19 protein-coding genes are annotated in these 22,000 nt (G+C 69.3%); 14 read left to right on the top strand and 5 right to left on the bottom strand.

Going from position 1 to position 22,000, the window contains the following annotated elements; genetic code table 11:
- The first annotated feature begins 88 nt into the window (after positions 1-88).
- From AC1KAT_RS18090 to AC1KAT_RS18060, 7 genes are all read left to right on the top strand, one after another.
- Positions 89-1,579, top strand: coding sequence for an ABC transporter substrate-binding protein (locus tag AC1KAT_RS18090; RefSeq protein WP_480328366.1), 1,491 nt, complete (start codon positions 89-91; stop codon positions 1,577-1,579).
- 3 nt (positions 1,580-1,582) lie between these two features.
- Complete coding sequence (locus AC1KAT_RS18085) at positions 1,583-2,512, top strand: ABC transporter permease (protein ID WP_480328365.1); 930 nt, start codon at positions 1,583-1,585, stop codon at positions 2,510-2,512.
- Positions 2,509-3,396, top strand: a complete 888-nt coding sequence (locus AC1KAT_RS18080; protein ID WP_480328364.1) for an ABC transporter ATP-binding protein — start codon at positions 2,509-2,511, stop codon at positions 3,394-3,396. The genes AC1KAT_RS18085 and AC1KAT_RS18080 overlap by 4 nt, the downstream gene beginning before the upstream one ends.
- Positions 3,397-3,442: 46 nt before the next feature.
- Positions 3,443-3,778: a DUF971 domain-containing protein gene (locus AC1KAT_RS18075; protein WP_480328363.1), complete on the top strand. Its 336-nt coding sequence runs from the start codon at positions 3,443-3,445 to the stop codon at positions 3,776-3,778.
- Complete coding sequence (locus tag AC1KAT_RS18070; protein ID WP_480328362.1) at positions 3,775-4,548, top strand: ferredoxin--NADP reductase; 774 nt, start codon at positions 3,775-3,777, stop codon at positions 4,546-4,548. Before AC1KAT_RS18075 ends, AC1KAT_RS18070 begins: the two co-directional genes overlap by 4 nt.
- Before the next feature lie 265 nt (positions 4,549-4,813).
- Positions 4,814-5,671, top strand: a complete 858-nt coding sequence (locus AC1KAT_RS18065; RefSeq protein ID WP_480328361.1) for an alpha/beta hydrolase family protein — start codon at positions 4,814-4,816, stop codon at positions 5,669-5,671.
- 129 nt (positions 5,672-5,800) lie between these two features.
- Positions 5,801-8,023 (top strand): molybdopterin-dependent oxidoreductase, encoded by a 2,223-nt coding sequence (locus AC1KAT_RS18060; RefSeq protein WP_480328360.1) that lies wholly within the window; start codon positions 5,801-5,803, stop codon positions 8,021-8,023.
- A gap of 7 nt (positions 8,024-8,030) precedes the next feature.
- Here the strand turns inward: AC1KAT_RS18060 and AC1KAT_RS18055 are convergent, their stop codons facing one another.
- The 4 genes from AC1KAT_RS18055 to AC1KAT_RS18040 all read right to left on the bottom strand — a co-directional run bounded on the left by AC1KAT_RS18055 (position 8,031) and on the right by AC1KAT_RS18040 (position 14,897).
- A complete protein-coding gene (locus AC1KAT_RS18055) occupies positions 8,031-8,918 on the bottom strand; it encodes an alpha/beta fold hydrolase (RefSeq protein WP_480328359.1) in 888 nt (295 codons plus the stop codon).
- A gap of 77 nt (positions 8,919-8,995) precedes the next feature.
- Positions 8,996-10,453 carry an efflux transporter outer membrane subunit gene (locus AC1KAT_RS18050; protein WP_480328358.1) on the bottom strand — a complete coding sequence of 486 codons (1,458 nt, stop codon included), beginning with the start codon at positions 10,451-10,453 and terminating at the stop codon, positions 8,996-8,998.
- Positions 10,446-13,622 carry an efflux RND transporter permease subunit gene (locus AC1KAT_RS18045; RefSeq protein WP_480328357.1) on the bottom strand — a complete coding sequence of 1,059 codons (3,177 nt, stop codon included), beginning with the start codon at positions 13,620-13,622 and terminating at the stop codon, positions 10,446-10,448. Before AC1KAT_RS18045 ends, AC1KAT_RS18050 begins: the two co-directional genes overlap by 8 nt.
- Positions 13,623-13,637: 15 nt before the next feature.
- Positions 13,638-14,897, bottom strand: coding sequence for an efflux RND transporter periplasmic adaptor subunit (locus AC1KAT_RS18040; protein WP_480328356.1), 1,260 nt, complete (start codon positions 14,895-14,897; stop codon positions 13,638-13,640).
- Between the two features lie 155 nt (positions 14,898-15,052).
- Between AC1KAT_RS18040 and AC1KAT_RS18035 the strand changes: the two genes are divergently transcribed.
- From AC1KAT_RS18035 to AC1KAT_RS18010, 6 genes are all read left to right on the top strand, one after another.
- Positions 15,053-15,697: a TetR family transcriptional regulator gene (locus tag AC1KAT_RS18035; RefSeq protein WP_480328355.1), complete on the top strand. Its 645-nt coding sequence runs from the start codon at positions 15,053-15,055 to the stop codon at positions 15,695-15,697.
- Positions 15,698-15,794: 97 nt separating this feature from the next.
- The gene (locus AC1KAT_RS18030) at positions 15,795-16,679 is read left to right on the top strand and encodes a helix-turn-helix domain-containing protein (RefSeq protein WP_480328354.1); all 885 of its coding nucleotides are present in this window, start codon (positions 15,795-15,797) and stop codon (positions 16,677-16,679) included.
- 12 nt (positions 16,680-16,691) lie between these two features.
- Positions 16,692-17,540, top strand: coding sequence for a helix-turn-helix transcriptional regulator (locus AC1KAT_RS18025; protein WP_480328353.1), 849 nt, complete (start codon positions 16,692-16,694; stop codon positions 17,538-17,540).
- 249 nt (positions 17,541-17,789) lie between these two features.
- Positions 17,790-18,656, top strand: coding sequence for an alpha/beta hydrolase family protein (locus tag AC1KAT_RS18020; protein ID WP_480328352.1), 867 nt, complete (start codon positions 17,790-17,792; stop codon positions 18,654-18,656).
- Between the two features lie 276 nt (positions 18,657-18,932).
- The gene (locus tag AC1KAT_RS18015) at positions 18,933-19,832 is read left to right on the top strand and encodes a hypothetical protein (RefSeq protein WP_480328351.1); all 900 of its coding nucleotides are present in this window, start codon (positions 18,933-18,935) and stop codon (positions 19,830-19,832) included.
- Between the two features lie 124 nt (positions 19,833-19,956).
- Positions 19,957-20,778: an AraC family transcriptional regulator gene (locus tag AC1KAT_RS18010; RefSeq protein WP_480328350.1), complete on the top strand. Its 822-nt coding sequence runs from the start codon at positions 19,957-19,959 to the stop codon at positions 20,776-20,778.
- A gap of 140 nt (positions 20,779-20,918) precedes the next feature.
- Here the strand turns inward: AC1KAT_RS18010 and AC1KAT_RS18005 are convergent, their stop codons facing one another.
- Positions 20,919-21,155, bottom strand: coding sequence for a hypothetical protein (locus AC1KAT_RS18005; protein ID WP_480328349.1), 237 nt, complete (start codon positions 21,153-21,155; stop codon positions 20,919-20,921).
- 179 nt (positions 21,156-21,334) lie between these two features.
- On the opposite strand from AC1KAT_RS18005, the gene AC1KAT_RS18000 reads away from it, so the two are divergent.
- A complete protein-coding gene (locus AC1KAT_RS18000) occupies positions 21,335-21,817 on the top strand; it encodes an SET domain-containing protein (RefSeq protein WP_480328348.1) in 483 nt (160 codons plus the stop codon).
- Positions 21,818-22,000 lie beyond the last annotated feature (183 nt).

Raw genomic sequence — 22,000 nt, 5'->3', positions numbered from 1 at the left:
GCACCCCGGAGACGAAGCTGAAGCCCGTGGCACCGATCTTGCGCCAGTGGCTTCGTGGTTTGTGACTGTGAACCCGAGGAGTGAAACGATGCACCCGCCTGTCTCTCGCCCCCTTCCGCTGTCGCCGCGCCGCGCCCCGCGCTGGCTGGGCCTGTCGCTCGGCCTCGCGCTCGCCACCGCCCTCGTCGTCACCTCGCGCGGCGCCCAGGCCAAAGACGTGGTGACCCTCGGCATCGGCACGCAGAACACCACCACCAACACCGTCACCGGCGGCATCGTGCTCAAAGAGATGAAGCTCTTGGAGAAGCACCTGCCCAAGACCGGCAAGTACGCCAACATCGAGTGGAAGCTCGACTGGCAGAACTTCACCTCGGGCCCGCCGGTCACCAACGGCATGATCGCCAACAAGCTGCAGATCGGCATGATGGGCGACTACCCGCTGCTGGTGAACGGCGCGACGGGCCAGCAGAACAAGGGCAACGAGACGCAGCTCGTGGCCATCATTGCCTACAACGCCTTCGGCTCGGGCAACGGCGTCGTGGTGCACAAGGACTCGCCGTACTACGAGCTGGCCGACCTCAAGGGCAAGACCGTCTCGGTGCCCTTCGGCTCGGCCGCGCACGGCATGATGCTGCAGGCCATGCAAGAGCGCGGCTGGCCCAACGATTTCTGGAACCTCGTCAGCCAGAGCCCCGAGGTCGGCACCACCAACCTGCAAGAGAAAAAGATCGACGGCCACGGCGACTTCGTGCCCTTCGCCGAGCTGCTGCCCTACCGCGGCTTCGCGCGCAAGATCTTCGACGGCGCGCAGACCAAGATCCCCACCTTCCACGGCGTCGTCGTGCGCAAGGACTTCGCCGAGAAGTACCCCGAGGCCGTCGTCGCCTACATCAAGGCGTTGATGGAGGCCAACGACTGGGTGCGCAAGAACCCCCAGCTCGCGATGGAGAAGGTCGAGGCCTGGACCAAGATCGAGAAAGAGGTCGCGTACATCTTTCTCGGCCCGGGCGGCATCCACACGCTCGACCCGACGATCAAGCCGCGCTGGATCGACACCATCAAGACGGCACACGGCGTGCTGAGCAAGCTGGGCCGCGTCAAAGAGTTCGACGTCAACGCCTGGGTCAACGAAAGCTATGTGCGCCAGGCCTTCAAGGAACGCGGCCTCGACTACGAGGCGCAGAAGCAGACCCTCGCCAACTACGACATCGCGGGCAAAGACCTCGTCTGCAAGACCGACGTGACGCGGCCGAAAGAGGCCGGCGAGATCTGGGTCGAAGGCGGTGACATCCTCAGCTTCAGTTCGCCCGCGTGTTTGCTGGCCGGCATCCGCAAGGCCGAAGGCGAAGGAAAAAAGGTCGCGGCGGCTTACCTCTTCGACAAGGCGCTGGGCATCAAGGTGTTCGCTGACAAGGCCTTCTACGCCATCGACACCAAAGACCCGAAGAAGCCGCAGGCCGTGCCTTTCTTGCTGAAGAAAGACGCCGAGGCGCACGCCGCCAAGGTCGGCGGCAGGCTCGCCACCTACGCCGAAGCGCTGGGCAGCAGCAGCACGAGCGTCGCCTCGGTCGGGAAGTGAGCCATGCAGGCCGCCAAGCTCCATGACGACTTCGCCCCGGGCGTGGCGGCTGCGCCCGGCCGGCCGGCTTCGACCGCCACGGTGACCCCGCTCCCCACGCGCGCGGCCACGCCCGCCTCGCGACCGCGCCGCGTGCCGCCCGCGTGGCAGGGCCGTGCCGTGGCCTACGCGCTGGGCGCGGCGTCGATCCTGGCGGTGCTGCTGTTCTGGCAACTCGCCACGCACTACAAGCTCGACGCCTACGTGCGCTTCAACAACATCCCGACGCCAGCGGCGGTGTTCGACAAGGTGCTCGAAGTCAACCAGTCCGACAAGTTCGTCACCAACATCGGCATCAGCGTGCGGCGCATCTTGCTGGGCTTTCTGGTGGCCACCGTGCTGGGCGTGCTGATGGGCCTGTGCATCGGCCGCTACCAGCGGGTGCGGCAGCTGAGCTTTCCGGCGCTCGAAGTGTTCCGCCCGATCCCGGCCATCGCGTGGGTGCCGATGTCGATCATGCTGTGGCCCAGCAACGAGGTGAGCATCGTCTTCATCACCTTCCTCGGGGCGTTCTTCCCGATCCTGCTCAACACCATCCACGGCGTCGAGGCGCTCGACCCGGTGCTGCTGCGCGCGGCCCGCTCGCTGGGCGCGAAAGAGGGCAGCCTCTTGCTGCGCGTGGTGTTGCCGGGCGCGCTGCCGCACATCTTCACGGGGCTGGCGGTGGGCATGGGCGTGGCGTGGGTGTCCCTCATTGCCGCCGAGATGATCTCGGGGCAGTTCGGCATCGGCTACTTCACCTGGGAGGCCTACTCGCTCATCAGCTACGCCGAAATCGCGCTGGGCATGATCACCATCGGCGTGCTCGGCCTCTTGTGCAGCGGGGCGATCCGGCTGATGGCGAAGTTCTCGATGCCGTGGCTGGCCTACGCGTCGAATGGAGGTCGCGCATGAGCGTTGTCGTGAATCAACCGGTGATCGCGCAGGCGCAGCGCGGGCACATCGAGGTGCGCAACCTCGGCATCCAGTTCGCGGTGAAGGGTAGCCTGATGAACGCGGTGGACGACGTCTCGCTGCACGTGAACCCGGGTGAGTTCGTCTCGCTGATCGGGCCCTCGGGCTGCGGCAAATCGACCCTGCTCAATGTGGTCGCGGGCTTTCTGCCGGCGTCGAGCGGCGAGGTGACGCTCGATGGCGCACCCATCCACGGGCCCGGCAGCGAGCGTGGCGTGGTCTTCCAGCAGTACTCGCTGTTCCCGTGGATGACGGTGCGCAAGAACGTCGAGTTCGGGCTCAAGATGAAAGGCGTCGGCGCGAGCGAACGCACCCAGCAGGCGCGCACGCTCTTGAGCCTGGCCGGCCTGCTGGCCTTCGAGAACCACCACCCCGACCAGCTCTCGGGCGGCATGAAGCAGCGCGTGGGCATCGTGCGCGCGCTGGCCACCAGCCCGCAGGTGCTGTTGATGGACGAACCCTTCGGCGCGCTCGACGCGCAGACGCGGGTGGTGATGCAAGAGATCCTGACCAACATGTGGCAGCGGTTGCGGCTGTCGGTGCTGTTCATCACGCACGACATCGACGAGGCGGTGTTCCTGTCCGACCGCATCTGCGTGATGACGGCCCGCCCCGGGCGCATCAAGGCCGAAATCGAGGTGCCGCTGCCGCGCCCGCGCACGGCGGCGATGACGGCCTCGCCCGAGTTCGTCGCGATCGTGCAGCGCATCAAGGCGCTGATCCGTGAGGAAAGTCTCGCCGCCATGGGGGGCGAGCTGGCCGAAGGTGGGCTTTCGGGGCTTTGTACCGAGGTCGGCCCCCAGGGTGTGGGTGCCGTGATCTGACCCGGATCGGGTCCGCCCCAAAACAGAGCGAAAATCCGGGGTTTCGATGTCCGTCTGGCCGCTCGACATTGCGCTTCACCAAGCCTCGGGGCAATTGGCCCTGTTGTGGAGCGACGGCCTGCTGGCCCGGTTGGACTCGAAAGACCTGCGCGCGGCGTGCCGCTGCGCAGGTTGCGAAAGCCAGCGGCGAGCCGGAAGCCCGCCCATCCCCGAAGACGGCATTGCGCTGTCCGAGCTGCGCCCGGTGGGCGAGTTCGGCTTGCAGCTGTGTTTCAGCGATGGGCACGACCGCGGCATCTACCCTTGGGCCTACTTGCACGAGCTGTCGTCGGCAATGCCGGCGGCACCCAACACGAGAGGTCCGCACCAGGAACCGTCATGAGCAACTTTTTCGAAGCGAAAGTCCTGAGCGTCCACCACTGGACCGACCGGCAGTTCTCGTTCACCTGCACCCGCGACCCGGGCTTTCGCTTCCAGAGCGGCCAGTTCGTGATGATCGGCCTGAACGTCGATGGCAAGCCGCTGCTGCGCGCCTACAGCGTGGTCAGCCCGCACTGGGAAGAGAACCTCGAATTCCTGAGCATCAAGGTGCCCAACGGCCCGCTCACCTCGCGCCTGCAGCACATCCAGGTCGGCGACCCGGTGCTGATCGGCCGCAAGGCCTCGGGCACGCTGCTCGTGCAAAACCTGCTGCCGGGCAAGAACCTCTGGCTGCTGTCGACCGGCACGGGCCTCGCGCCCTTCATGGCGATGATCCGCGACCCCGAGGTCTACGAGGCCTACGAGAAGATCATCCTCGTGCACGGCTGCCGCCAGGTGAACGAGCTGGCCTACGACAAGGTCATCGAAGACGAGTTGCCCAACAACGAGTTCTTCGGCGAGCAAGTGCGCGAGAAGCTGCTGTACTACCCGACGGTCACGCGCGAGCCCTTCCGCAACCAGGGCCGCATCCCGCCGCTGCTCGAATCGAACAAGATCACCGGTGACCTGGGCCTGCCGCCCATCAACATCGAAGACGACCGCTTCATGCTCTGCGGCAGCCCCGAGATGCTGAAAGACACGCGCGCCATCTTCGACAAGATGGGCATGACCGAGGGCAACATGAGCACCCCGGGCCACTTCGTCATCGAGCGCGCGTTCGTGGACAAGTGATGCGCTGCAGACGCGGCATCTGAAGACCACGGGGCGCGTCATGCGCCCCGTTTCTTTATCGGCGCTTCGTCAGTCGCCGTCACAGGCGCATCAGCTGGCGCGTTCACCTGCCGGGTGGGCCATGCCCCCGCCGCGGCCGGGCGACGCCGAGCTTTGCCCGAGTGACGCGCAGGGCTGCTTCTACATTTCGTTTCGCACGGGTGCCTATAAAAGCGGCTGGCCGGTGGGCGTCCCCATCGGCATCCAGCCCTTCAGGAGACCCCCCTTGCAGACACCCCCCTTTGGCGCTCGCGCCTTCGTGCGCCTTGTCGGCGCGGCCTGGTTCGCCCTCGGCAGCCTGGGCGCCATCGCGCAGACCACCCCGCCCACCTCCGCCTCGCTCAATGCGAGCGCCGGGCCGCTGGCCATTTCGAGCGCCGCCGTGTCGGGCCAGACCGGCTTCGGCGGCGGCACCATCTACTACCCGCAGGCCGCGGCGCGCTATGGCGTGATCGCGATGAGCCCGGGCTACGGCGCCCGCGGCAGCAGCATCGCGTGGCTTGCCCGCCGCCTGGCGTCGCACGGGTTCGTGGTGATTGCCATCAACACCAACTCGACCTACGACTCGCCGCCGAGCCGCGGGCCGCAACTGATGGCGGCGCTGAACCACGTCGTCAACGTCGCCGGCGAGGCGGTGCGCAGCCGCGCCGACAGCAGCCGCATGGCGGTGATGGGCCACTCGGCCGGCGGGGGCGGTGCGCTGGTCGCCGGCCGCGACAACCCCGCGCTGAAAGCCGTGTTCGCAATGACGCCGGGCAGCTTCAGCAACAACTACGCGCGCATGACCGTGCCGACGATGATCGTGGGCGCCGACGGCGACACCATCACGCCCGTGACCTCGCAATCGCGCCCGGCGTACAACAGCATCCCGGCCACGACGCCCAAGGCCTACGGCGAGCTCAACAACGCCACCCACCTGACGCCCAACAGCACCAACACGCCCATCGGTCGCTATGCAGTGGCATGGGCCAAGCGCTTCGTCGATGGCGACACGCGCTACTCGCCCTTCCTGTGCGGCGCCGAGCACACGGCCTACGCCACCCCGGCGGTGTTCGACCTGTACCAGCAGAACTGCCCCTACTGAAGTCGTGAGGCGGGGGCGCCGCGCGATCGCGCGGCGCCTGGATGTGTGCGCGACAGCCCCGGCGCGGCTTTCGCGGAAGAATGCGGGCCTTGCCCAAAACTCTCGCACGGCCGCACCGTGCGCCACGCCATGACCGTCGTCCCCCGCATCTGCCCCCTGTGCGAAGCCTGTTGCGGGCTCGATGTCGATGTGCAGCAAGGCCGCATCGTCTCGATCCGCGGCCGCGACAGCGACGTCTTCAGCGGCGGCTACCTCTGCCCCAAGGGCGTGGCGCTGAAAGACCTGCACGACGACCCCGACCGCCTGCGCACGCCGCGCATCAAGCGCAACGGCCAGCTTGTCGAGGCGACGTGGGACGAAGCCTTCGCCGAGATCGAACGCCGGCTGCTGCCGATCCGCGCGCAGCACGGTCCGCAGGCGATCGCGATGGCCTCGGGCAACCCCTCGTCGCACAAGATGGGCCTGCGCATGTACTACCCGCTGCTGGCCAAGGCGGTGGGCACGCGCAACATCTTCTCGGCTTCGACGCTCGACCAGATCCCCAAGCAGCTCGCCAGCGCGCTGATGTTCGGCCACTGGATGACCGTGGCCGTGCCCGACATCGAACGCACCGAGCACCTCGTGGTGCTGGGTGCGAACCCGATGGCCAGCAACGGCAGCCTGTGGACCGTGCCCGACTTCCGCGGCAAGGCGAAGGCGCTGCGCGCGCGCGGCGGCCGGCTGATCGTGATCGACCCACGCCGCAGCGAGACCGCGGCGGTGGCCGACGCGCACCACTTCATCCGCCCTGGCAGCGATGTGTTTTTGCTGCTGGGCATGGTGCACACGCTGTTCGACGAAGACCTCGTGCGCCTGGGCCGGCTGGCGCCGCTGGTCAACGGCGTCGAGGCCGTGCAGGCGGCGGTGCAAGAGTTCGCCCCCGAGCGCGTGGCCGCGCGCTGCGGCATGACGGCCGAGACCGTGCGCGAACTCGCACGCGGCCTGGCCCGGGCGCCACGCGCCGCGCTCTATGGCCGCATGGGCACCTGCGTGCAGCCCTTCGGCAGCCTCGCGAGCTGGCTGATCGACGTCATCAACACCCTGTGCGGCCACCTCGATGCGCCCGGCGGCGTGATGTTCACCCAGGCCCCGGCCTTCGCCAGCAACACGCAGGGCAAGCCCGGCATCGGCAAGGGCCTCACCACCGGCCGCCACCGCTCGCGCGTGAGCGGCGCGCCCGAGGTGATGAGCGAGTACCCGATGGGCTGCCTGGCCGAAGAGATCGAAACCCCCGGTGAAGGCCAGGTGCGCGCGCTGATCACCTCGGCCAGCAACCCGGTGCTGTCGGCGCCCAACGGCGCGCGTCTGTCGAAGGCGCTCGACTCGCTCGACTTCATGCTCAGCTTCGACATCTACGTCAACGAGACCACGCGGCATGCGGACGTGATCCTGCCCAGCCTGTCGCCGCTCGAAGAGTCGCACTACGACATGACCTTCTCGCAGCTCGCCTACCGCAACATGGCGCGTTACAGCCCCGCCGTGCTGCCGGTGCCCGAGGGCCGCATGCCCGAGTGGCAGGCGATGCTGAAGGTGACGGCGCTGCTGCAAGGCCGGGGCCTCGACACCGACCCGCTGGCCTTCGACGACGAGCTCTTCACCGCTGAGGTGCAGCGCCAGCACGGCGAGCACGCCCCGGCGGTGCTGGCCCGGCTGGCCGGCCTGCAAGGCCCCGAGCGCCGCCTCGAACTGGGGCTGCGCAGCGGTCCCTACGGCGCGGGCTTCGACGACACACGGCCCACGCACTCCGAGGCGCTGTCGCTGGCCCGGCTGAAGGCTGCGCCCGATGGCATCGACCTCGGGCCGCTGCAACCCCGCCTGCCCGAAGCCCTGCGCACCCCCTCGGGCCGCATCGAACTCGCCCCCGAGCTGATGCTCTCCGACCTGCCGCGCGTGCGGGCCGCGCTCGACGAGCCGGCGCCCGAGATGGTGGTGATCGGCCGCCGCGAGGTGCGGTCCAACAACTCGTGGATGCACAACCTGCCGCTGCTGGCCAAGGGGCCGGTTCGCTGCACCGCGCGCGTGCACCCGAGCGACGCGCAACGCCTCGGGCTGGTCGCCGGGGGTCAGGCGCGCATCGAGGGCGCCAGTGGCCGCTTCGTCACCGCGCCGGTCGAGTTGAGCGACGAGCTGATGCCGGGCGTGATCAGCCTGCCCCACGGCTGGGGCCACGACGCCGACGGCGCGCAACTGCGGGTGGCGGCCGAGCGGCCGGGCGCGAACCTCAACGCCGTGCTGGACGAGAACCTGCGCGACCCGGTCTCGGGCAACGCCGTGCTCAACGGCGTGCCGGTGCGGGTGTCGGCGCTGGGCTGAGCGCCGCTCAGTGCGCGGCCAATGCCTGGCGAAACGCCAGGTAGTCGGCCGCCACCTGCTTCGGCGATTCGACGGCGGGCAGGTGGCCGACCTCGTCCATCAGCAGCACTCGGGCGTTGGGCATCAGGCCGCTCAGCACGTCGGCGCTGGCGGGGTTGATGATCTGGTCGTGCACGCCCCAGACGATCAGCGTGGGCGTGGCCAGCCCGGCGATGTGCGGCTCGATCGGGTCGGTGCGGCAGTGCTGGAACACCAGCTGCTCGATGGGCAGCCGGGCCAGGCGGTCCTGGGCCATCACGCGGGCCAGTGCTTCGGGCAGGGGCTGCGGCTTATGCATGACCACTTGGCCGAGGCGCACGAAAGCCGCGATCGAGTCGGGCAGCAGTGGGTTGGCGCCGCCGCTCGAAAGGGCCTTCATCGCCGCGCCGGGCGGGGCCGACCACGCGCCGCCGGGACACAAGAGCCACAGGCTTTGCACTTGGTCGGGAAAGCGCGCCGCCCAGGCCATGGCCACGTGGCCGCCCATCGAGCTGCCGCCCACATGCACCTGCGACACGCCGAGCCGCGCCATCAGGCGGTGCAGCCGTTCGGCCTGCGCGATGGGGCGGTAGTCGAGGTCGGGGGTGCGCGTCGAGTCGCCGAAGCCGATGTGGTCGGGCACGATCAGGCGGTAGTGCGGCGTGAGCCGCGCGGCGACGGTGAGGAAGTTGTCCTTGTTGGCGCCGAAGCCGTGCAGCAGCACCAGCGGCTCGCCACGGCCGCCTTCGAGGTAGGCGTAGCGCAGGCCGTCGTCGAGTTCGACTTCGCGCGGCACGAGGCCGGCGACTTGGCGCAGGCCATCGCGCCACTGCTGGAACAACTGCTCGGGGGCGGGCGAGGAAGCGGCGTCGGACATCTGAAAACCTTCGAAGCGGGGCCATCGGCTTCGGCCGTGTGGCCGAAGGCGCGATTGTCCCCTGCGCTCGCAGGGCTTCAGCGTGCGGACGGGGCCGGATTCGCGGGGGGGGCCGAGCCCTCGCTCCACCCGCCGCCCAGCGCCTTGTACAGGTTGACGAGGTTCTGCACCTGCGCCACCTGCGTCTGCACCGCGGCCTGCTGCGAGCTGAACAGCGCGCGCTGGGCGTCGAGCACGTCGAGGTAGCTCGACACGCCGTTGCGGTAGCGCAGCTCGGCGAGCTGGAAGCGGGTCTGCTCGGCGTTCGTCACGGCCGTCTGTGCGCGCGCCTGTTCGCCCAGCGTGGCGCGGCCGGCGAGCGCGTCCGACACCTCACGGAAGGCCGACTGGATGGCGCGCTCGTACTGCGCCACGGCGATCTCGCGCTGCACCTTGGCGACGTCGAGGTTGGCCTGGTTGCGGCCGCCGTCGAAGATCGGCAGCACCAGCTGCGGCATGAAGCTCCAGGCGCTGCGGCCGCCGCTGAAGAGGTCCGACAACTCGGTGCTTGCGCGGCCGGCGCTGGCGGTCAGCGTGATGCGCGGGAAGAAGGCCGCGCGTGCCGCGCCGATGTTGGCGTTGGCGGCGATCAGCTGTTGTTCGGCCTGGCGCACGTCGGGCCGGTTCACCAGCACTTCGGACGGCACACCCGCCGGCAGGTCGGCGACCAGCTGCTGCTGCGTGAAGGGCAGGCCCGCCGGCAGGTCGGCCGCTGAATGGGGCGGTAAGGGTTGACCGAGCAGCAGCACCAGCGCGTTCTCGTCGAGCGCACGCTGGCGCGTGAGTTGCGCCGCGGCGATACGCGCCGATTCGAGCAGCGATTCGCTCTGGCGGAAGTCGAGCTCCGACGACGCGCCCTGGTCGAACTTGAGCTTGTTGAGCTTGAACGACTCTTCGCGCGACGCGAGCGTCTGCTGCGTCACCCGGAGCAGCTCGTCGTCGGCCAGCAGGTTGAGGTAGGTGTTGGCGACCGCTGCGATCAGGCTGATCTGCGCCGTCTTGCGGGCTTCTTCGGTGGCAAGGTACTGCGCCAGCGCCGCGTCGCTCAGGCTGCGTACGCGGCCGAAGAAGTCGAGCTCGTAGGCCGTGACCGCGAGGCCGGCGGTGTAAACGCTCGTGATGGCGCCGCTGCCCGTGGTGGAAGGCTGACGCTGGCCCGTGACGGCCGCGCCCACGCTGGGCCACGCATCGGCGCGGCGCACGCCGTAGGCCGCGCGGGCCTGCTCGATGTTGAGCACCGCGATGCGCAGGTCGCGGTTGTTCTGCAAGGCGATCTCGATCAGGCGCTTGAGGCGTGCATCGACGAAGAAGCGCTGCCAGTCGAGCTGCGGCGCCGGGGTGGCCGAGCCGCCGCCGGCGTCACCGGCGAACTGCCCGGCCACCGGCGCGGCCGGGCGTTCGTAGCGGGGTTGCAGCGAGGTGCAGCCGGCCAGCAGCACGGCGCCGGCCAGAACGGAAAGCGACAGGCGAGGCGAGGTCTTCATGCGATCAACCATGGGTGTTTCCTGCAGCGGGCGGCGCTGGCGGCGTGCCGTCGTCCGTCTCGTGGGCGTACATCTTTCGTTGCCGCTCGCTGCCCTTGAAGACGCTGCGCACGACGACGAAGAACACCGGCACGAAGATCACCGCGAGCACGGTGGCGGTGATCATCCCGCCCATCACGCCGGTGCCGATGGCGCGCTGGCCGGCCGAGCCCGCGCCCGAGGCGATCACCAGCGGCAGCACGCCGAGGATGAACGCGAGCGAGGTCATGATGATCGGCCGGAAACGCAGGTGCGCCGCGGTCAGCACCGACTCGACCAGGCCCTTGCCCTGCGCGTGCAGGTCTTTGGCGAACTCGATGATCAGCACCGCGTTCTTGGCCGACAGGCCGATGATGGTGATGAGCCCGACCTTGAAGTACACGTCGTTGGCGAGCCCGCGGAAGTTCGCCCCCAGCAGCGCGCCCAGCACCCCGAGCGGCACCACGAGGATCACCGCCAGCGGGATCGACCAGCTCTCGTACAAGGCGGCGAGGCACAAGAAGACGGCCAGCAGCGAGAAGCCCAGCAGGATGAACGCCTGCGCGCCCGAGATCTTTTCTTCACGCGACAGGCCGGTCCACTCGAAGCCGAAGCCCGGGGGCAGTTGCGCGGCCAGCCGCTCCATCTCGGCCATCGCGTCGCCGGTGCTGAAGCCCGGGGCCGCGTCGCCCGAGAGGCGCATGGTCGGGTAGCCGTTGTAGCGCACGGTCTGCATCGGGCCCGTGACCCATTGCGTCGTGGCAAAGGCCGAGAGCGGCACGACCTGCCCCTTGCTGTTGGGCACGTTCACGCGCAGCAGGTCGTCGGCCTGCATGCGCGCAGGGGCGTCGGCCTGCACCACCACGCGTTGCAGGCGCCCGGCGTTCGGGAAATCGTTGACGTAGGCCGAACCCAGCGCGGTTGAAATGGCCGCGTTGATGGCATCGAACGGCACGCCCAGCGCGCTGGCCTTGTCGCGGTCGATGTCGAGCTGCAACTGCGGCGCGGGCTCCAGGCCGTCGGGGCGCATGCCGGTGATGACCTTGCTCTGCGCGGCCAGGCCCAGCATCTGGTTGCGGGCCGCGAGCAGGGCCTCGAAGCCGTTGCCGCCGCGGTCTTGCAGGCGGAAGCTGAAGCCCGAGGCCGTGCCGAGCTCGGGGATGGGCGGCGGGCTCAGCGGAAAGATGAACGCATCGCGCACGCCCATCATCGCGCCGAAGGTGCGGCCGGCGACCGCCTGCGCGCTGTGCTCAGCACCGCTGCGTTCGTCCCAGGGCTTGAGCGTCACGAACGCGAGCGCCGCGTTCTGGCCGGTGCCCGAGAAGCTGAAGCCCAGCACGCTGACCATGCTCTGCACCTCGGGCTGCTTGAGCACGAAGCCTTCTACCTGCTTCATCACGTCGAGCGTGCGGTTGCGCGTGGCGCCCGGCGGCAGCTGCACGTTGACGATCATGTAGCCCTGGTCTTCGGCCGGCAGAAACGAGGCCGGCATGCGCATGAACAGCAGCGCCACCACGCCGACGATGGCGACGTAGATAAACATGAAGCGGCCGGCGCGCTTGAGGATGCGCGCCACCCAGCCCTCGTAGGTCTTGGCCGTGCGCGCGAAGCCGCGGTTGAACCAGCCGAAGAAGCCGGTCTTGGCGTGCGCATGGCCGGCTTCCACCGGCTTCAACAGCGTCGCGCACAAGGCCGGCGTGAGCGACAGCGCGAGGAAGGCCGAGAACGCGATCGACGACACCATCACCGCCGAGAACTGGCGGTAGATGTTGCCCACCGAGCCGGCGAAGAAGGCCAGCGGCACGAACACCGACATCAGCACCACGGTGATGCCGACGATGGCGCCCGAGATCTGCGACATCGCCTTGCGCGTGGCGGCCAGCGGGCTCAGGCCCTCTTCGCTCATGATGCGTTCGACGTTCTCGACCACGACGATGGCGTCGTCCACCACGATGCCGATCACCAGCACCATGCCGAACATGGTCAGCACGTTGATCGAGAAACCCAGCGCCAGCAGCACGGCGAAGGTGCCCAGCAGCGCCACCGGCACCACGATGGTCGGGATCAGCGTGTAGCGCCAGTTCTGCAAGAACAGGAACATCACCAGGAAGACCAGCAGCACCGCTTCGACCAGGGTCTCGACGACCTGCTTGATCGAGATGTCGACGAAGCGCGAGCTGTCGTAGGGGATGTCGTAGCGCACGCCTTCGGGGAAGTAGCGCGCCAGTTCGTCCATGCGCGCGCGCACCGCCTTGGCGGTGGCCATCGCGTTGCCGGTCGGCGAGAGCTGCACGCCGATGCCGGTGGACGGGTTGCCGTTCAGCCGCGCTGAGGTGCCGTAGGTCTGCGCGCCGAGTTCGATGCGCGCCACGTCTTTGAGCCGCACGCTGGAGCCGTCGGCGTTGGCGCGCAGGATGACGTTGCCGAACTGCTCGGGCGTGCTCAGCTGGCCCTTCACCACCACGGTGGCGAAGATGGTCTGGCCCGGCACGTTCGGCAGGTCGCCGATGGTGCCCGAGGCCACCTGCGCGTTCTGCGCGCGGATGGCATTGCTGACGTCACCGGCCGAGAGGTTGAAGCCGACCAGCTTGGCCGGGTCCACCCAGATGCGCATCGCGCGTTCGGTGCCGAAGAGCTGTGCCTGGCCGACGCCCGGCACCCGTTGCACTTCGGGCAGCACGTTGCGGGCCGCGTAGTCGCCGAGCGCGATCGGGTCGAAGGCCGGGTTGTCCGACGAAAGAATGGCGAACAGCAGGAAGTTCGCGCGCGCCTTGTCCACGCGCACGCCCTGCTGCACCACCGCCGCCGGCAGGCGCGGCGTGGCGCGGCCCAGGCGGTTCTGCACGTCCACCTGCGCCAGCTCGGGGCTGGTGCCGGGCTGGAAACTCAGCGTGATGCTGCCGGTGCCGTCGGCCTGCGCGACCGACTCCATGTAGATGAGGCCCGGCGAGCCGTTCATCTCGCGTTCGATGACGCTCAGCACGGCGTCTTCGAGCGTCTGGGCCGAGGCGCCCGGGTACACCGTCGAGACGACGATGGACGGCGGCGCGACCGGCGGGTACTGCGCAATCGGCAACTGCGTGATCGCCACGCCGCCCATCACCAGGATGAACAGCGCGATCACCCACGCGAAGATGGGGCGGTCGATGAAGAACTTGGCCATGGTCTGCGGCCCCGCTTACTTCGACGCGGCCGATGCCGCCGGGGCAGCGCCCGAGGCCGCGCCGTTCGGTGCCGAAGCGCCGCTGGCCGACCAGGGCACCGGCTTGACCGGCGCGCCGGGGCGCATCTTCTGGAAGCCATCGACGATGACCTGGTCACCCGGCTTCAGGCCATCGAGCACGACCCAGTTCGAGCCTTGGGCGCTGCCCAGCTTGACAGGGCGCGGCTCGGGTTTGCTGTCGGCGCCGACGACCATCAGGGTGTCGCCCTTGCCGGTGCGCGTGACGGCTTGCTGCGGCACGAGCATGCCGCCCGGCAGCTCGGCCTGCGCGAGGCGTACGCGCACGTACTGCCCCGGCAGCAACAGGCCCTCGGGGTTGGGCACCTCGGCGCGCAGCGTGATCTGGCCCGAGCTGGCATCGACCGTCAGGTCGCTGAACAGCAGCTTGCCGGCGCGCGGCAACTCGCTGCCGTCGTCGAGCACGATGCGCACGGCGACGGCCCCGTCCTTGCCGTGGCCCCCGGCGCTCTGCAGCTGCTTGGCCGCCAGCGCGCGGCGCATCTTGAGCACCTCGTTGGCCGACTGCGTGAAGTTCACGAACACCGTGTTCGTCTGCTGGATCACCGCGAGCTGCGTCGCCTCGGCCGCGCTGACCAGCGCGCCCTCGGTCACCAGCGCCCGGCCGATGCGCCCGGCGATCGGCGCCGTCACGCTGGCGTAGCCCAGGTTCAGCCGTGCCGTCTGCAGCGCCGCACGGCCGGCGGCCACATCGGCCTCGGCCTGCTTCTGCGCGGCCACGGTGTTGAGGTAGTCCTGCTGGCTCACCGCCTTCGCCTCGGCGAGCGGCTTGTAGCGCTCGGCCTGCGCCGTGGTCACGGCCAGGTTGGCCTGCGCCTTGGCCAGCATGGCCTGCGCGCTGTCGGCCGCCGCGCGGTAGGGCGCCGGGTCGATCTGGAAAAGCAACTGCCCGGCTTTCACCTCACTGCCTTCGGTGAACAGGCGCTTCTGCACCACGCCGTTCACCCGGGCGCGCACCTGCGCCACGCGCACAGGCTCCACGCGGCCGGGCAGCTCGGTCTGGAGCGCCACCGTCTGCGGCTGCACCGTCACCACGCCCACCGGGGGCGGGGGCATGCCGCCGGGCGGGCCGCCAGCCGGGGCCTGGCCCTTGCCGCAGCCGGCCAGCAGCAGGGCAAGCGGAGCCAAGCACAGACCCAGTCGCAGGCCTCGTCCCACAATGGCGGACTTTTCCGCGGCGCTATTCAACGCAGACATCAGATGAACCTTTCAGGAAGACGGCGACGGGCTGGGCGACAACTCCGGGCGTTCCCGGCGGCAGGCCCCACCCTTGCGCGCACGCGGACATTGACCCGGATCAATGTCGGGGTAGTATACATACATGAACGAATGTAATTGACGGGTCGCCCGACATGGTTCGCCGCACAAAGGAAGAAGCCCAGGAAACCCGCCACAGCATCCTCGATGCGGCGGAGCGCGTGTTCGAAGAGCGCGGGGTTTCGCGCACCTCGCTGCAAGACATCGCCCAGGCGGCGGGTGTCACGCGTGGCGCCATCTACTGGCACTTCAAGGACAAGGCCGACGTCTTCAACGCGATGATGCTGCGCGTGACGCTGCCGATGGAAGAAGCCGCGATGCGCAGCGACGATCCGCAGCTCGCCGACCCGTTGGCCCACATCCGGGCATCTTTCATCAACGCCCTGACCAAGACCGTGAATGACCCGCAGGTCAAGCGGGTGTTCGGCATCGCCACGCACAAGGTCGAGTACGTGGACGAGGTGCGCGCCGTGCGCGACCGCCACCTCGACACCCGCAATGCCTGCCTGGCCCACGTGCAACGTGGCCTGACGCTGGCCATGCAACGCGGCCAGATCGTCAAGCGGGTGCCGGCCAAGACAGCCGCGCTGGGGTTGCACGCGCTGATCGACGGCCTGATTCAAAACTGGATGCTCGACCCCGAGGCCTTCGACCTGGTGCGGGTGGGCACCCAGGTTCTCGACGCCTACCTGGCAGGCCTGCATGTGCCGCTCGCCCCGCGCGGGCGGACCGCCGGGTAATCCCGCAGTCGATCCGACAGTTCTGTACAAGTGGCCGACGCCGACCGTGCCGAATGATCCAGGCCTCCGTTTTTGCCCCTGACCCCGGGCCCGCGCCATGTTGACCCCTGCTGAAAACGGCGCCCCGCCGGCCCTCGGCATCCCGATCTCGCAACTGCGCGGTCGCGTCCACCTGGTGGCCAACGGGTTCATGGGCGCCGGTACCTCGGCCGACCTGTCGAGCGAACGCAGCTCGGCGGTGGTGTACCTGGCCACGTCGTCCGAAGACTTCGAGGTCGAGGCGCAGGGCCAGCGGCTGCGCGCCGGCGCCGCGCTCGTGCGGCCCCGGGTGCCCAAGCGCTTCTACGCCAACGCGGCGCCCTTCGTGTGCCTGGACATCTTCCCGCCGCACCGGGCCTACCGCGCGTTCGCGGGCCTGGGCGGCGCCGGCGTGCACGTGCTGCCGCGCGAACACTTCGACGAGCTGATCCCCGCGCTGCGCGACTTCGCCGCGGGCACGCTGTCGCCGCAGGACAGCGGCGTGCTGCACGAGCGCGTGGTGCAGCGCATCGTGGCGCTGCTGCCCCCGGTGCCGCCGCTCGACCCCCGCGTGCGTGCGGTGATGCGGCTGCTGCGCGACGACGTGCCGCACAGCATCGACGACCTGGCCGCCTCGGTGCACATGTCGAAGCACTGGCTGGCACATCTGTTTCGCCGCGAGATGGGCATCTCGGTGCGCAAGTACGAGCAGGCGCTGCGCATCCAGCGCGCGGCCACCTACGCTGGCAGCCGGCTGAGCCTGACCGAGATCGCAGCGCTGGCCGGCTTCGCCGACTCGGCCCATTTGTCGAAGGCCTGGCGACACCACTTCGGCGCACCGCCCAACCTCTTCTTCATCAACGAAGCCCTGGCGATCGACCCCCTGGCCTGTCGGGAAGGCAGCGTGGGGGCCGTCGAGGCGGCTGGGACATCCCCTGCGCCCGGCAGCGACCTGGCGCCCTGAGCGCGCCACCTCATGATGCAGCGCGAGCCCGAGTGCAGCCCCGGCGCCGGCCGACATCGGCGCTCGCTCGACCGCGACCGCATCCATGTCGTGCCCGATGGTTTTCTGTACGCCGGCACCTGGACCGAGGTGTCCAGCCAACGCAACTCGGCGATGGTCTACCTCGCGGCGTCGCCGGCCGATGTCGAGATCGAGGTGGCCGGCCGGGCATCGTGGGTCGGCGCTGCCCTCGTGCTGCCGCGCGTGCTCAAGCACCTGCGGGCGCGCGGCGAACCCTTCGTGTGCTTCGACGTGTGTCCCACCCACCCCGACTACCACCGCTTCGCGCGCTTGAAGGCCCCCGGCTTGCGCGTGCTGCCGCGCGAGCACTTCGCCGAACTGCACGAGGCGTTGGCGGCCTTTCATTCGGGCGCGCTGTCGGGCGGTGAGAGTGCCGCGCTGTACGACCGCGCGGTGGCGCTGTCGCTCGCGCTGCTGCCGCCGGTGCCGCCGCTCGACCCTCGCGTGCGCGAGGTCATGGCCTTGCTGCGCGATCAGCGGGCCTCGTCGATGGCGGCGCTGTCCGATGCGATGGCGATGTCGAAAGACTGGCTGTCGCACCTCTTCCGCCGCGAAACCGGCATCTCGATCCGCCAGTACGAGCAGACGCTCAAGCTGCAGGTGGCGGCCGCGTTCCTGGGCCGCCCCGAGAGCCTCACGCGCATCGCCGCGGCCGCCGGCTTCGCGGACTCGTCGCACTTCTGCAAGGTGTGGAAGCAGCACTACGGCTTCTCGCCGCAGCACTACTTTCTCGAGCCCGAGGTGGTGGCGGTGGACCCGATCCCCTGGCCGCCGTGCATCGCCCTGCCGCAGGGTCTGTGAGAGACCAGGCCTGACGGACCGCCGGACAGGCAACCCGCCTGTCGCGTGCCCGGCGGCCGGGGCGCGTCGAAGAGTAGCCCTGCGCATGGCCGCGCGCTTGTACGAAAGCTGTAGCGGCTTGTGCCGATGCCAGCGTCTCCAGGGGGCTCGAAGAATTCGCGGCGCCGGAACCCACAACGCAAGAGAGGCGGCACGCCCGACTTCTCGCGCCGGCGCTTCGTCTGACTCACCCCATTTCGGAGACATCGAATGAACAAGCACCTTCGCAAGCTCTCGTTGCTCGTCAGCGCCTTGTTGCTGTCCGGCGCAGCCCTCGCCCAGTATGAAAAGGGACCGAACCCGACCAGCTCGGCGCTCGAACGCACGGGCAGCTTCTCGACCCGCACGATCAGCGTCTCGGGCCTGTCGGCCACCGGCTTCGGTGGCGGTCGCATCTGGTACCCCACCGCCAGCGGCAGCTATGGCGTGATCGCGATCTCGCCGGGCTTCACCGGCCCCGCGTCCACGATGTATTTCTGGGGCGAGCGCCTGTCGTCGCACGGCTTCGTGGTGATCGTCATCGAGACCAACACCTTGCTCGACCAGCCCGACAGCCGCGCGCGCCAGTTGAGCGCTGCGCTCAACCATGTCGTGAGCCAGGGCAACAGCCGCCTCAGTGCGCTGTACGGCAAGGTCGATGGCAACCGGCGCGCCGTGGGCGGCCACTCGATGGGCGGGGGCGGCACGCTGATCGCTGCGGCCGACAACCCGTCGTACAAGGCGGCGCTGCCGATGGCCCCGTGGAACCTGTCGTCGCTGGGCTTCCGCGGCATCCGCGTGCCTACGATGATCTTCGGCTGCCAGCTCGACGCCATCGCGCCGGTGGCATCGCACGCGATCCCGTTCTACAACGCCATTCCCTCGTCCACACCCAAGGCCTATGCCGAGATGCGCGGCGACGATCACTTCTGCGTGATGAACGGCGGCGGCCACTACGAGACGCTGGGCAAGCTGGGCATCGCGTGGGCCAAGCGCTGGGTGGACGAAGACACCCGCTACCAGAGCTTCATCGGCGGCGCCGGCTGGGACGCGCTGAGCAGCCTCGAGGTGTCCGACAAGCGCCGCAACGCGTATTGAGTCCCCTCCGGGTTCACCGACCCGGCCACACGCCGCACCTCCGGGTGCGGTTTTTTTTTGGCCGAACGGCTGGACCCCGGCCCGACCGCTGCCCCCGGTGGCCCGGGTTAACCCCGTCGAAGACACCGCCCTGGTTCAAGGCCGGCCGCCCTGGGGTCGGAATCATGGACACCGATCCGGGCCACACAGCGAGCGTGAGGACGCACCCACATGGGGCGATACCGCCGAGCCGCGACACCGGGTTCCCATGAAACCTTCCATCTCAAGGAGACAGGCATGACGCGTTGCTTTCGTGTGATCGGCCGCGCCGCATTGGCGCTGGCCTTGCTCGCCGGTGCCGGCTGGGCCTCGGCCCAGACCAGCTTTTCATTGACCTACCGGGGCGGCAGCACGTCCAGCTGCCTCACCAGCTACGACATCCGCGGCAAAGAGCCGAGCGCGGCGGGGCGCTACCCGGTGTTCATCTACGCCGCCGGCACCGGCGAGCCCTTCAACAGCGCCTGGGCGAAGGCGGCGATCGACTCGGCCGTGGCGCGCGGCTTCGTCGCCGCTGCGGTCGATTACGCCAGCGGCACCTTCGGCACGTGCTCGACCATCAGCGCGCGGGCCCGCTGCATCTTCAACGCAGCCAACAGCAGCAGCGCCGTCGCGCGGCTGTGCGCACGCGCCAAGGCCGATTGCTCCAAGGGCGTCGTCACCCTGGGCTTGAGCCAGGGCGGCGTGATCGCCGTGCTGGCCCGCAACTGGGACGCCCGCGTGCGCGCCTCGCTCGGCCAGGGCGTGGGGGCCACCTACTCGATCTACAACCTCGCCTCGTGCACCGACAACGGCCGCCACACCCAGCCCGGCAACCGGCTGCGCATCGTCATCGGGGAAGAAGACCTGTTCGTCGGCGGCACCGTGGCCACCGCCCGGGCCTCGGGCGAGCGCGTGACGGGCATGAAGTGCGGCGCGTACGACACCCAGTGCTTCGACAGCCAAGGCGCGGGCTGGTACGTCGTGCGCAACAGCCAGGTGCAAGACCTGCAGGCCGACCACTGCTACATGGGCGTGCTGGGCACGCCGGGCGTGCAGTGCACGGGCATCCTGGGGGTGGACACGGGCTACCGCTACGGCAGCGAGCCGTGGTCCATCAACCCGGGCGTGGACTGGCTCAAGACCTACACCTCCCCCTGAGGTTCCAAGGGGGGCATGACGGGGTTCGCCCGCTCTGGCGGGCATCCGCCCCGCACGCAAGATGACGGCGCCGGGTCGGCCTCAGCGAGGCCCCCGGGCGCCACCAGCACAGGAGCCACACACCATGAATCTGCAGCCCCTGACCCTCGCCCGCTCTGCCCCACCGGGCAGCCGGGTCCCGAGCCAACTGCGGCTCTTCCACGAGGGATTCATCTTTTCAGGCACCCAGCTCGACGTGCACACCCAGCGCAACTCGGCCTCGATGCTGCTGGCGGTCGGCGAGGCGGGCTTCGAGCTGCGCATCGGCGAGCAGGCCTGGCACGGCGGCGTTGCGCTGGTGCGGCCCTTCGCGGCCAAGCACTTCCGCGCCAGCGCGCCCTTCGTCTGTTTCGACATCAGCCCCAACCACCCCGCCTTCCGCGCCTTCAGCCGCCTGCCCGAGGCAGGGTGCCTGGTGCTGCCGCGCTCGGTGTTCGCGCCGGTGAACGCTGCGTTGGCCGAGTTTCATGCCGGGCGCATGAGTGCGGGCGACACCTGTGCGCTCTACCGCGAGGCGCTGGCGCTGGCCTGTGCGCGCCTGCCCGCCCCGCCGCCGCCCGACGCGCGCGTGCAGCAGGTGCTCACGCTGATTCACCGCGACCCCGGCGTGCCGCTGCACACCCTGGCGGAGGTGGCCTGCCTGTCGCTCGACCGGCTCTCGCACCTGTTTTCGCGCGACATGGGCTTCTCGCTTCGCAAGTACGTGCAGACCATGAAGATCCACGCGGCCGCACGCTGCCTGCACACCGGCAAGAGCCTGACCGAGATTGCCGCCGATGCCGGGTTCGCCGACTCGGCCCACTTCGCGCGGGTGTGGCAGCAGGCCTTCGGGGTGTCGCCGGGGCGGGTCTTCCGTGACGGTGGCATGGCGATCTACCCGCTGGGGCTGGAGCCGGCCTGGCATTGACCGGCGCGCTGATCCGCCGGCTTCAAAAAGAACACGGGGCGGCTTCTCGGGCCGCCCCGTGGGATGTTCGCCGAACGTGTTCGCATCCGGCCGAAACCGGTGGGCTGAAGGCCGAGTCGCGAGACCGGCCGGAAAGACGCTCAGCCGAAGAAGTGCTTGAAGAGGTCGGGCTCGTTCACCTCGCGGATCGCCACCCCGGGCAGCGTCTCGCGGAAGGGTTGCGGCTCGGGCAGCGCGTCCAGCGCGGCCGGCATGGTCACGCCCCAGGCCGAGTTGAACTCGGCCGCGCTCGGCGACGATGGGAGCGCCAGGTCGAGCGGCATCGTGGCTTCGTACGCGAGGGGCCGCGGGTTCAGGCGGCGAAAGTGGTGGTCCATGTTGTCCTTCCCCAGGTCACTGTGAGTGATGCGAAGGCTATCGGCCGGGGGCACGGTGCCATGAACCGAAAAGCACGGCGGCGGCGGGCCAGTTCGACGCGGGAAGGCCGTGTGCGTGACGCAGTTGGCGCACGGTGCCGGGCTTCATCGGGTGCGCCCCTCTTGACGACAATGCAGCGATGCCTGCCTTGAACCCCGTTGCTTCCCCGCCGCCCCATGCACCCACACCGCCCAAGCGGGTGAAGGGCCAGCCGAGTGACCCGCAGAAGTTCGCGGTCGATGTCAAAGCCAGCCGCATCGACGGCCAGGGCGCCTTCGCGGCTGAGGCCATCCCGCCGCGCCGCAAGATCGGCGAGATCCGCGGCGAATCGATCAGCGTGCGCGAGGCGCGCCGCCGTGCCAAGGGCCAGGCGCGCATCATGATCGTCGAGGTGAGCGACAAGCGCGCCATCGACGCCTCGCAGTCGCCCGACCCGCTGCGCTTCACCAACCACTCGTGCCAGCCCAACGCCGCCTTGCGCATCCGCCAGGGCCGCGTCGAGTTCTATGCGATGCGCGACATCGGCCCCGGCGAAGAGATCACCGTCAACTACGGCGAGACGCATCACAACGGCACGCTGAAATGCCGCTGCGGGGTGGCGGGCTGCGTGGGCATGTTGTGACGCCGCACTTCGGCACTTTTTGGGGTGCGGTGCCCCTGAGCCGGCGAAAGCCTCGTCCCCCGCCCCTTGCCGGTCCCGAAGCCGTGACCCATGCCACACCCGGCCCCTGCGCGCCGTCAAGGGTGCTGCTGTGATGACCGATAAGACTGGCTTCGGCGACCCTGTCGCCCGCGTTCATTGCTG

Source organism: Piscinibacter sp. PDB5-1 (assembly GCF_056676035.1).
Note: the sequence above shows the minus strand (reverse complement) of the source record. Positions and strands in the feature narration are given on the sequence as shown.

What these genes read in the sequence shown, in the direction of transcription:
- AC1KAT_RS18035 (WP_480328355.1), top strand. Translation starts at nt 15,053, where the DNA reads ATGGTTCGCCGCACAAAGGAAGAAGCCCAGGAAACCCGCCACAGCATC.
- AC1KAT_RS18020 (WP_480328352.1), top strand. Translation starts at nt 17,790, where the DNA reads ATGAACAAGCACCTTCGCAAGCTCTCGTTGCTCGTCAGCGCCTTGTTG.
- AC1KAT_RS18055 (WP_480328359.1), bottom strand. Translation starts at nt 8,918, where the DNA reads ATGTCCGACGCCGCTTCCTCGCCCGCCCCCGAGCAGTTGTTCCAGCAG.
- AC1KAT_RS18090 (WP_480328366.1), top strand. Translation starts at nt 89, where the DNA reads ATGCACCCGCCTGTCTCTCGCCCCCTTCCGCTGTCGCCGCGCCGCGCC.
- AC1KAT_RS18015 (WP_480328351.1), top strand. Translation starts at nt 18,933, where the DNA reads ATGACGCGTTGCTTTCGTGTGATCGGCCGCGCCGCATTGGCGCTGGCC.
- AC1KAT_RS18080 (WP_480328364.1), top strand. Translation starts at nt 2,509, where the DNA reads ATGAGCGTTGTCGTGAATCAACCGGTGATCGCGCAGGCGCAGCGCGGG.
- AC1KAT_RS18010 (WP_480328350.1), top strand. Translation starts at nt 19,957, where the DNA reads ATGAATCTGCAGCCCCTGACCCTCGCCCGCTCTGCCCCACCGGGCAGC.
- AC1KAT_RS18050 (WP_480328358.1), bottom strand. Translation starts at nt 10,453, where the DNA reads ATGGTTGATCGCATGAAGACCTCGCCTCGCCTGTCGCTTTCCGTTCTG.
- AC1KAT_RS18040 (WP_480328356.1), bottom strand. Translation starts at nt 14,897, where the DNA reads ATGTCTGCGTTGAATAGCGCCGCGGAAAAGTCCGCCATTGTGGGACGA.
- AC1KAT_RS18000 (WP_480328348.1), top strand. Translation starts at nt 21,335, where the DNA reads ATGCCTGCCTTGAACCCCGTTGCTTCCCCGCCGCCCCATGCACCCACA.
- AC1KAT_RS18085 (WP_480328365.1), top strand. Translation starts at nt 1,583, where the DNA reads ATGCAGGCCGCCAAGCTCCATGACGACTTCGCCCCGGGCGTGGCGGCT.
- AC1KAT_RS18075 (WP_480328363.1), top strand. Translation starts at nt 3,443, where the DNA reads ATGTCCGTCTGGCCGCTCGACATTGCGCTTCACCAAGCCTCGGGGCAA.
- AC1KAT_RS18030 (WP_480328354.1), top strand. Translation starts at nt 15,795, where the DNA reads ATGTTGACCCCTGCTGAAAACGGCGCCCCGCCGGCCCTCGGCATCCCG.
- AC1KAT_RS18070 (WP_480328362.1), top strand. Translation starts at nt 3,775, where the DNA reads ATGAGCAACTTTTTCGAAGCGAAAGTCCTGAGCGTCCACCACTGGACC.
- AC1KAT_RS18060 (WP_480328360.1), top strand. Translation starts at nt 5,801, where the DNA reads ATGACCGTCGTCCCCCGCATCTGCCCCCTGTGCGAAGCCTGTTGCGGG.
- AC1KAT_RS18045 (WP_480328357.1), bottom strand. Translation starts at nt 13,622, where the DNA reads ATGGCCAAGTTCTTCATCGACCGCCCCATCTTCGCGTGGGTGATCGCG.
- AC1KAT_RS18025 (WP_480328353.1), top strand. Translation starts at nt 16,692, where the DNA reads ATGATGCAGCGCGAGCCCGAGTGCAGCCCCGGCGCCGGCCGACATCGG.
- AC1KAT_RS18005 (WP_480328349.1), bottom strand. Translation starts at nt 21,155, where the DNA reads ATGGACCACCACTTTCGCCGCCTGAACCCGCGGCCCCTCGCGTACGAA.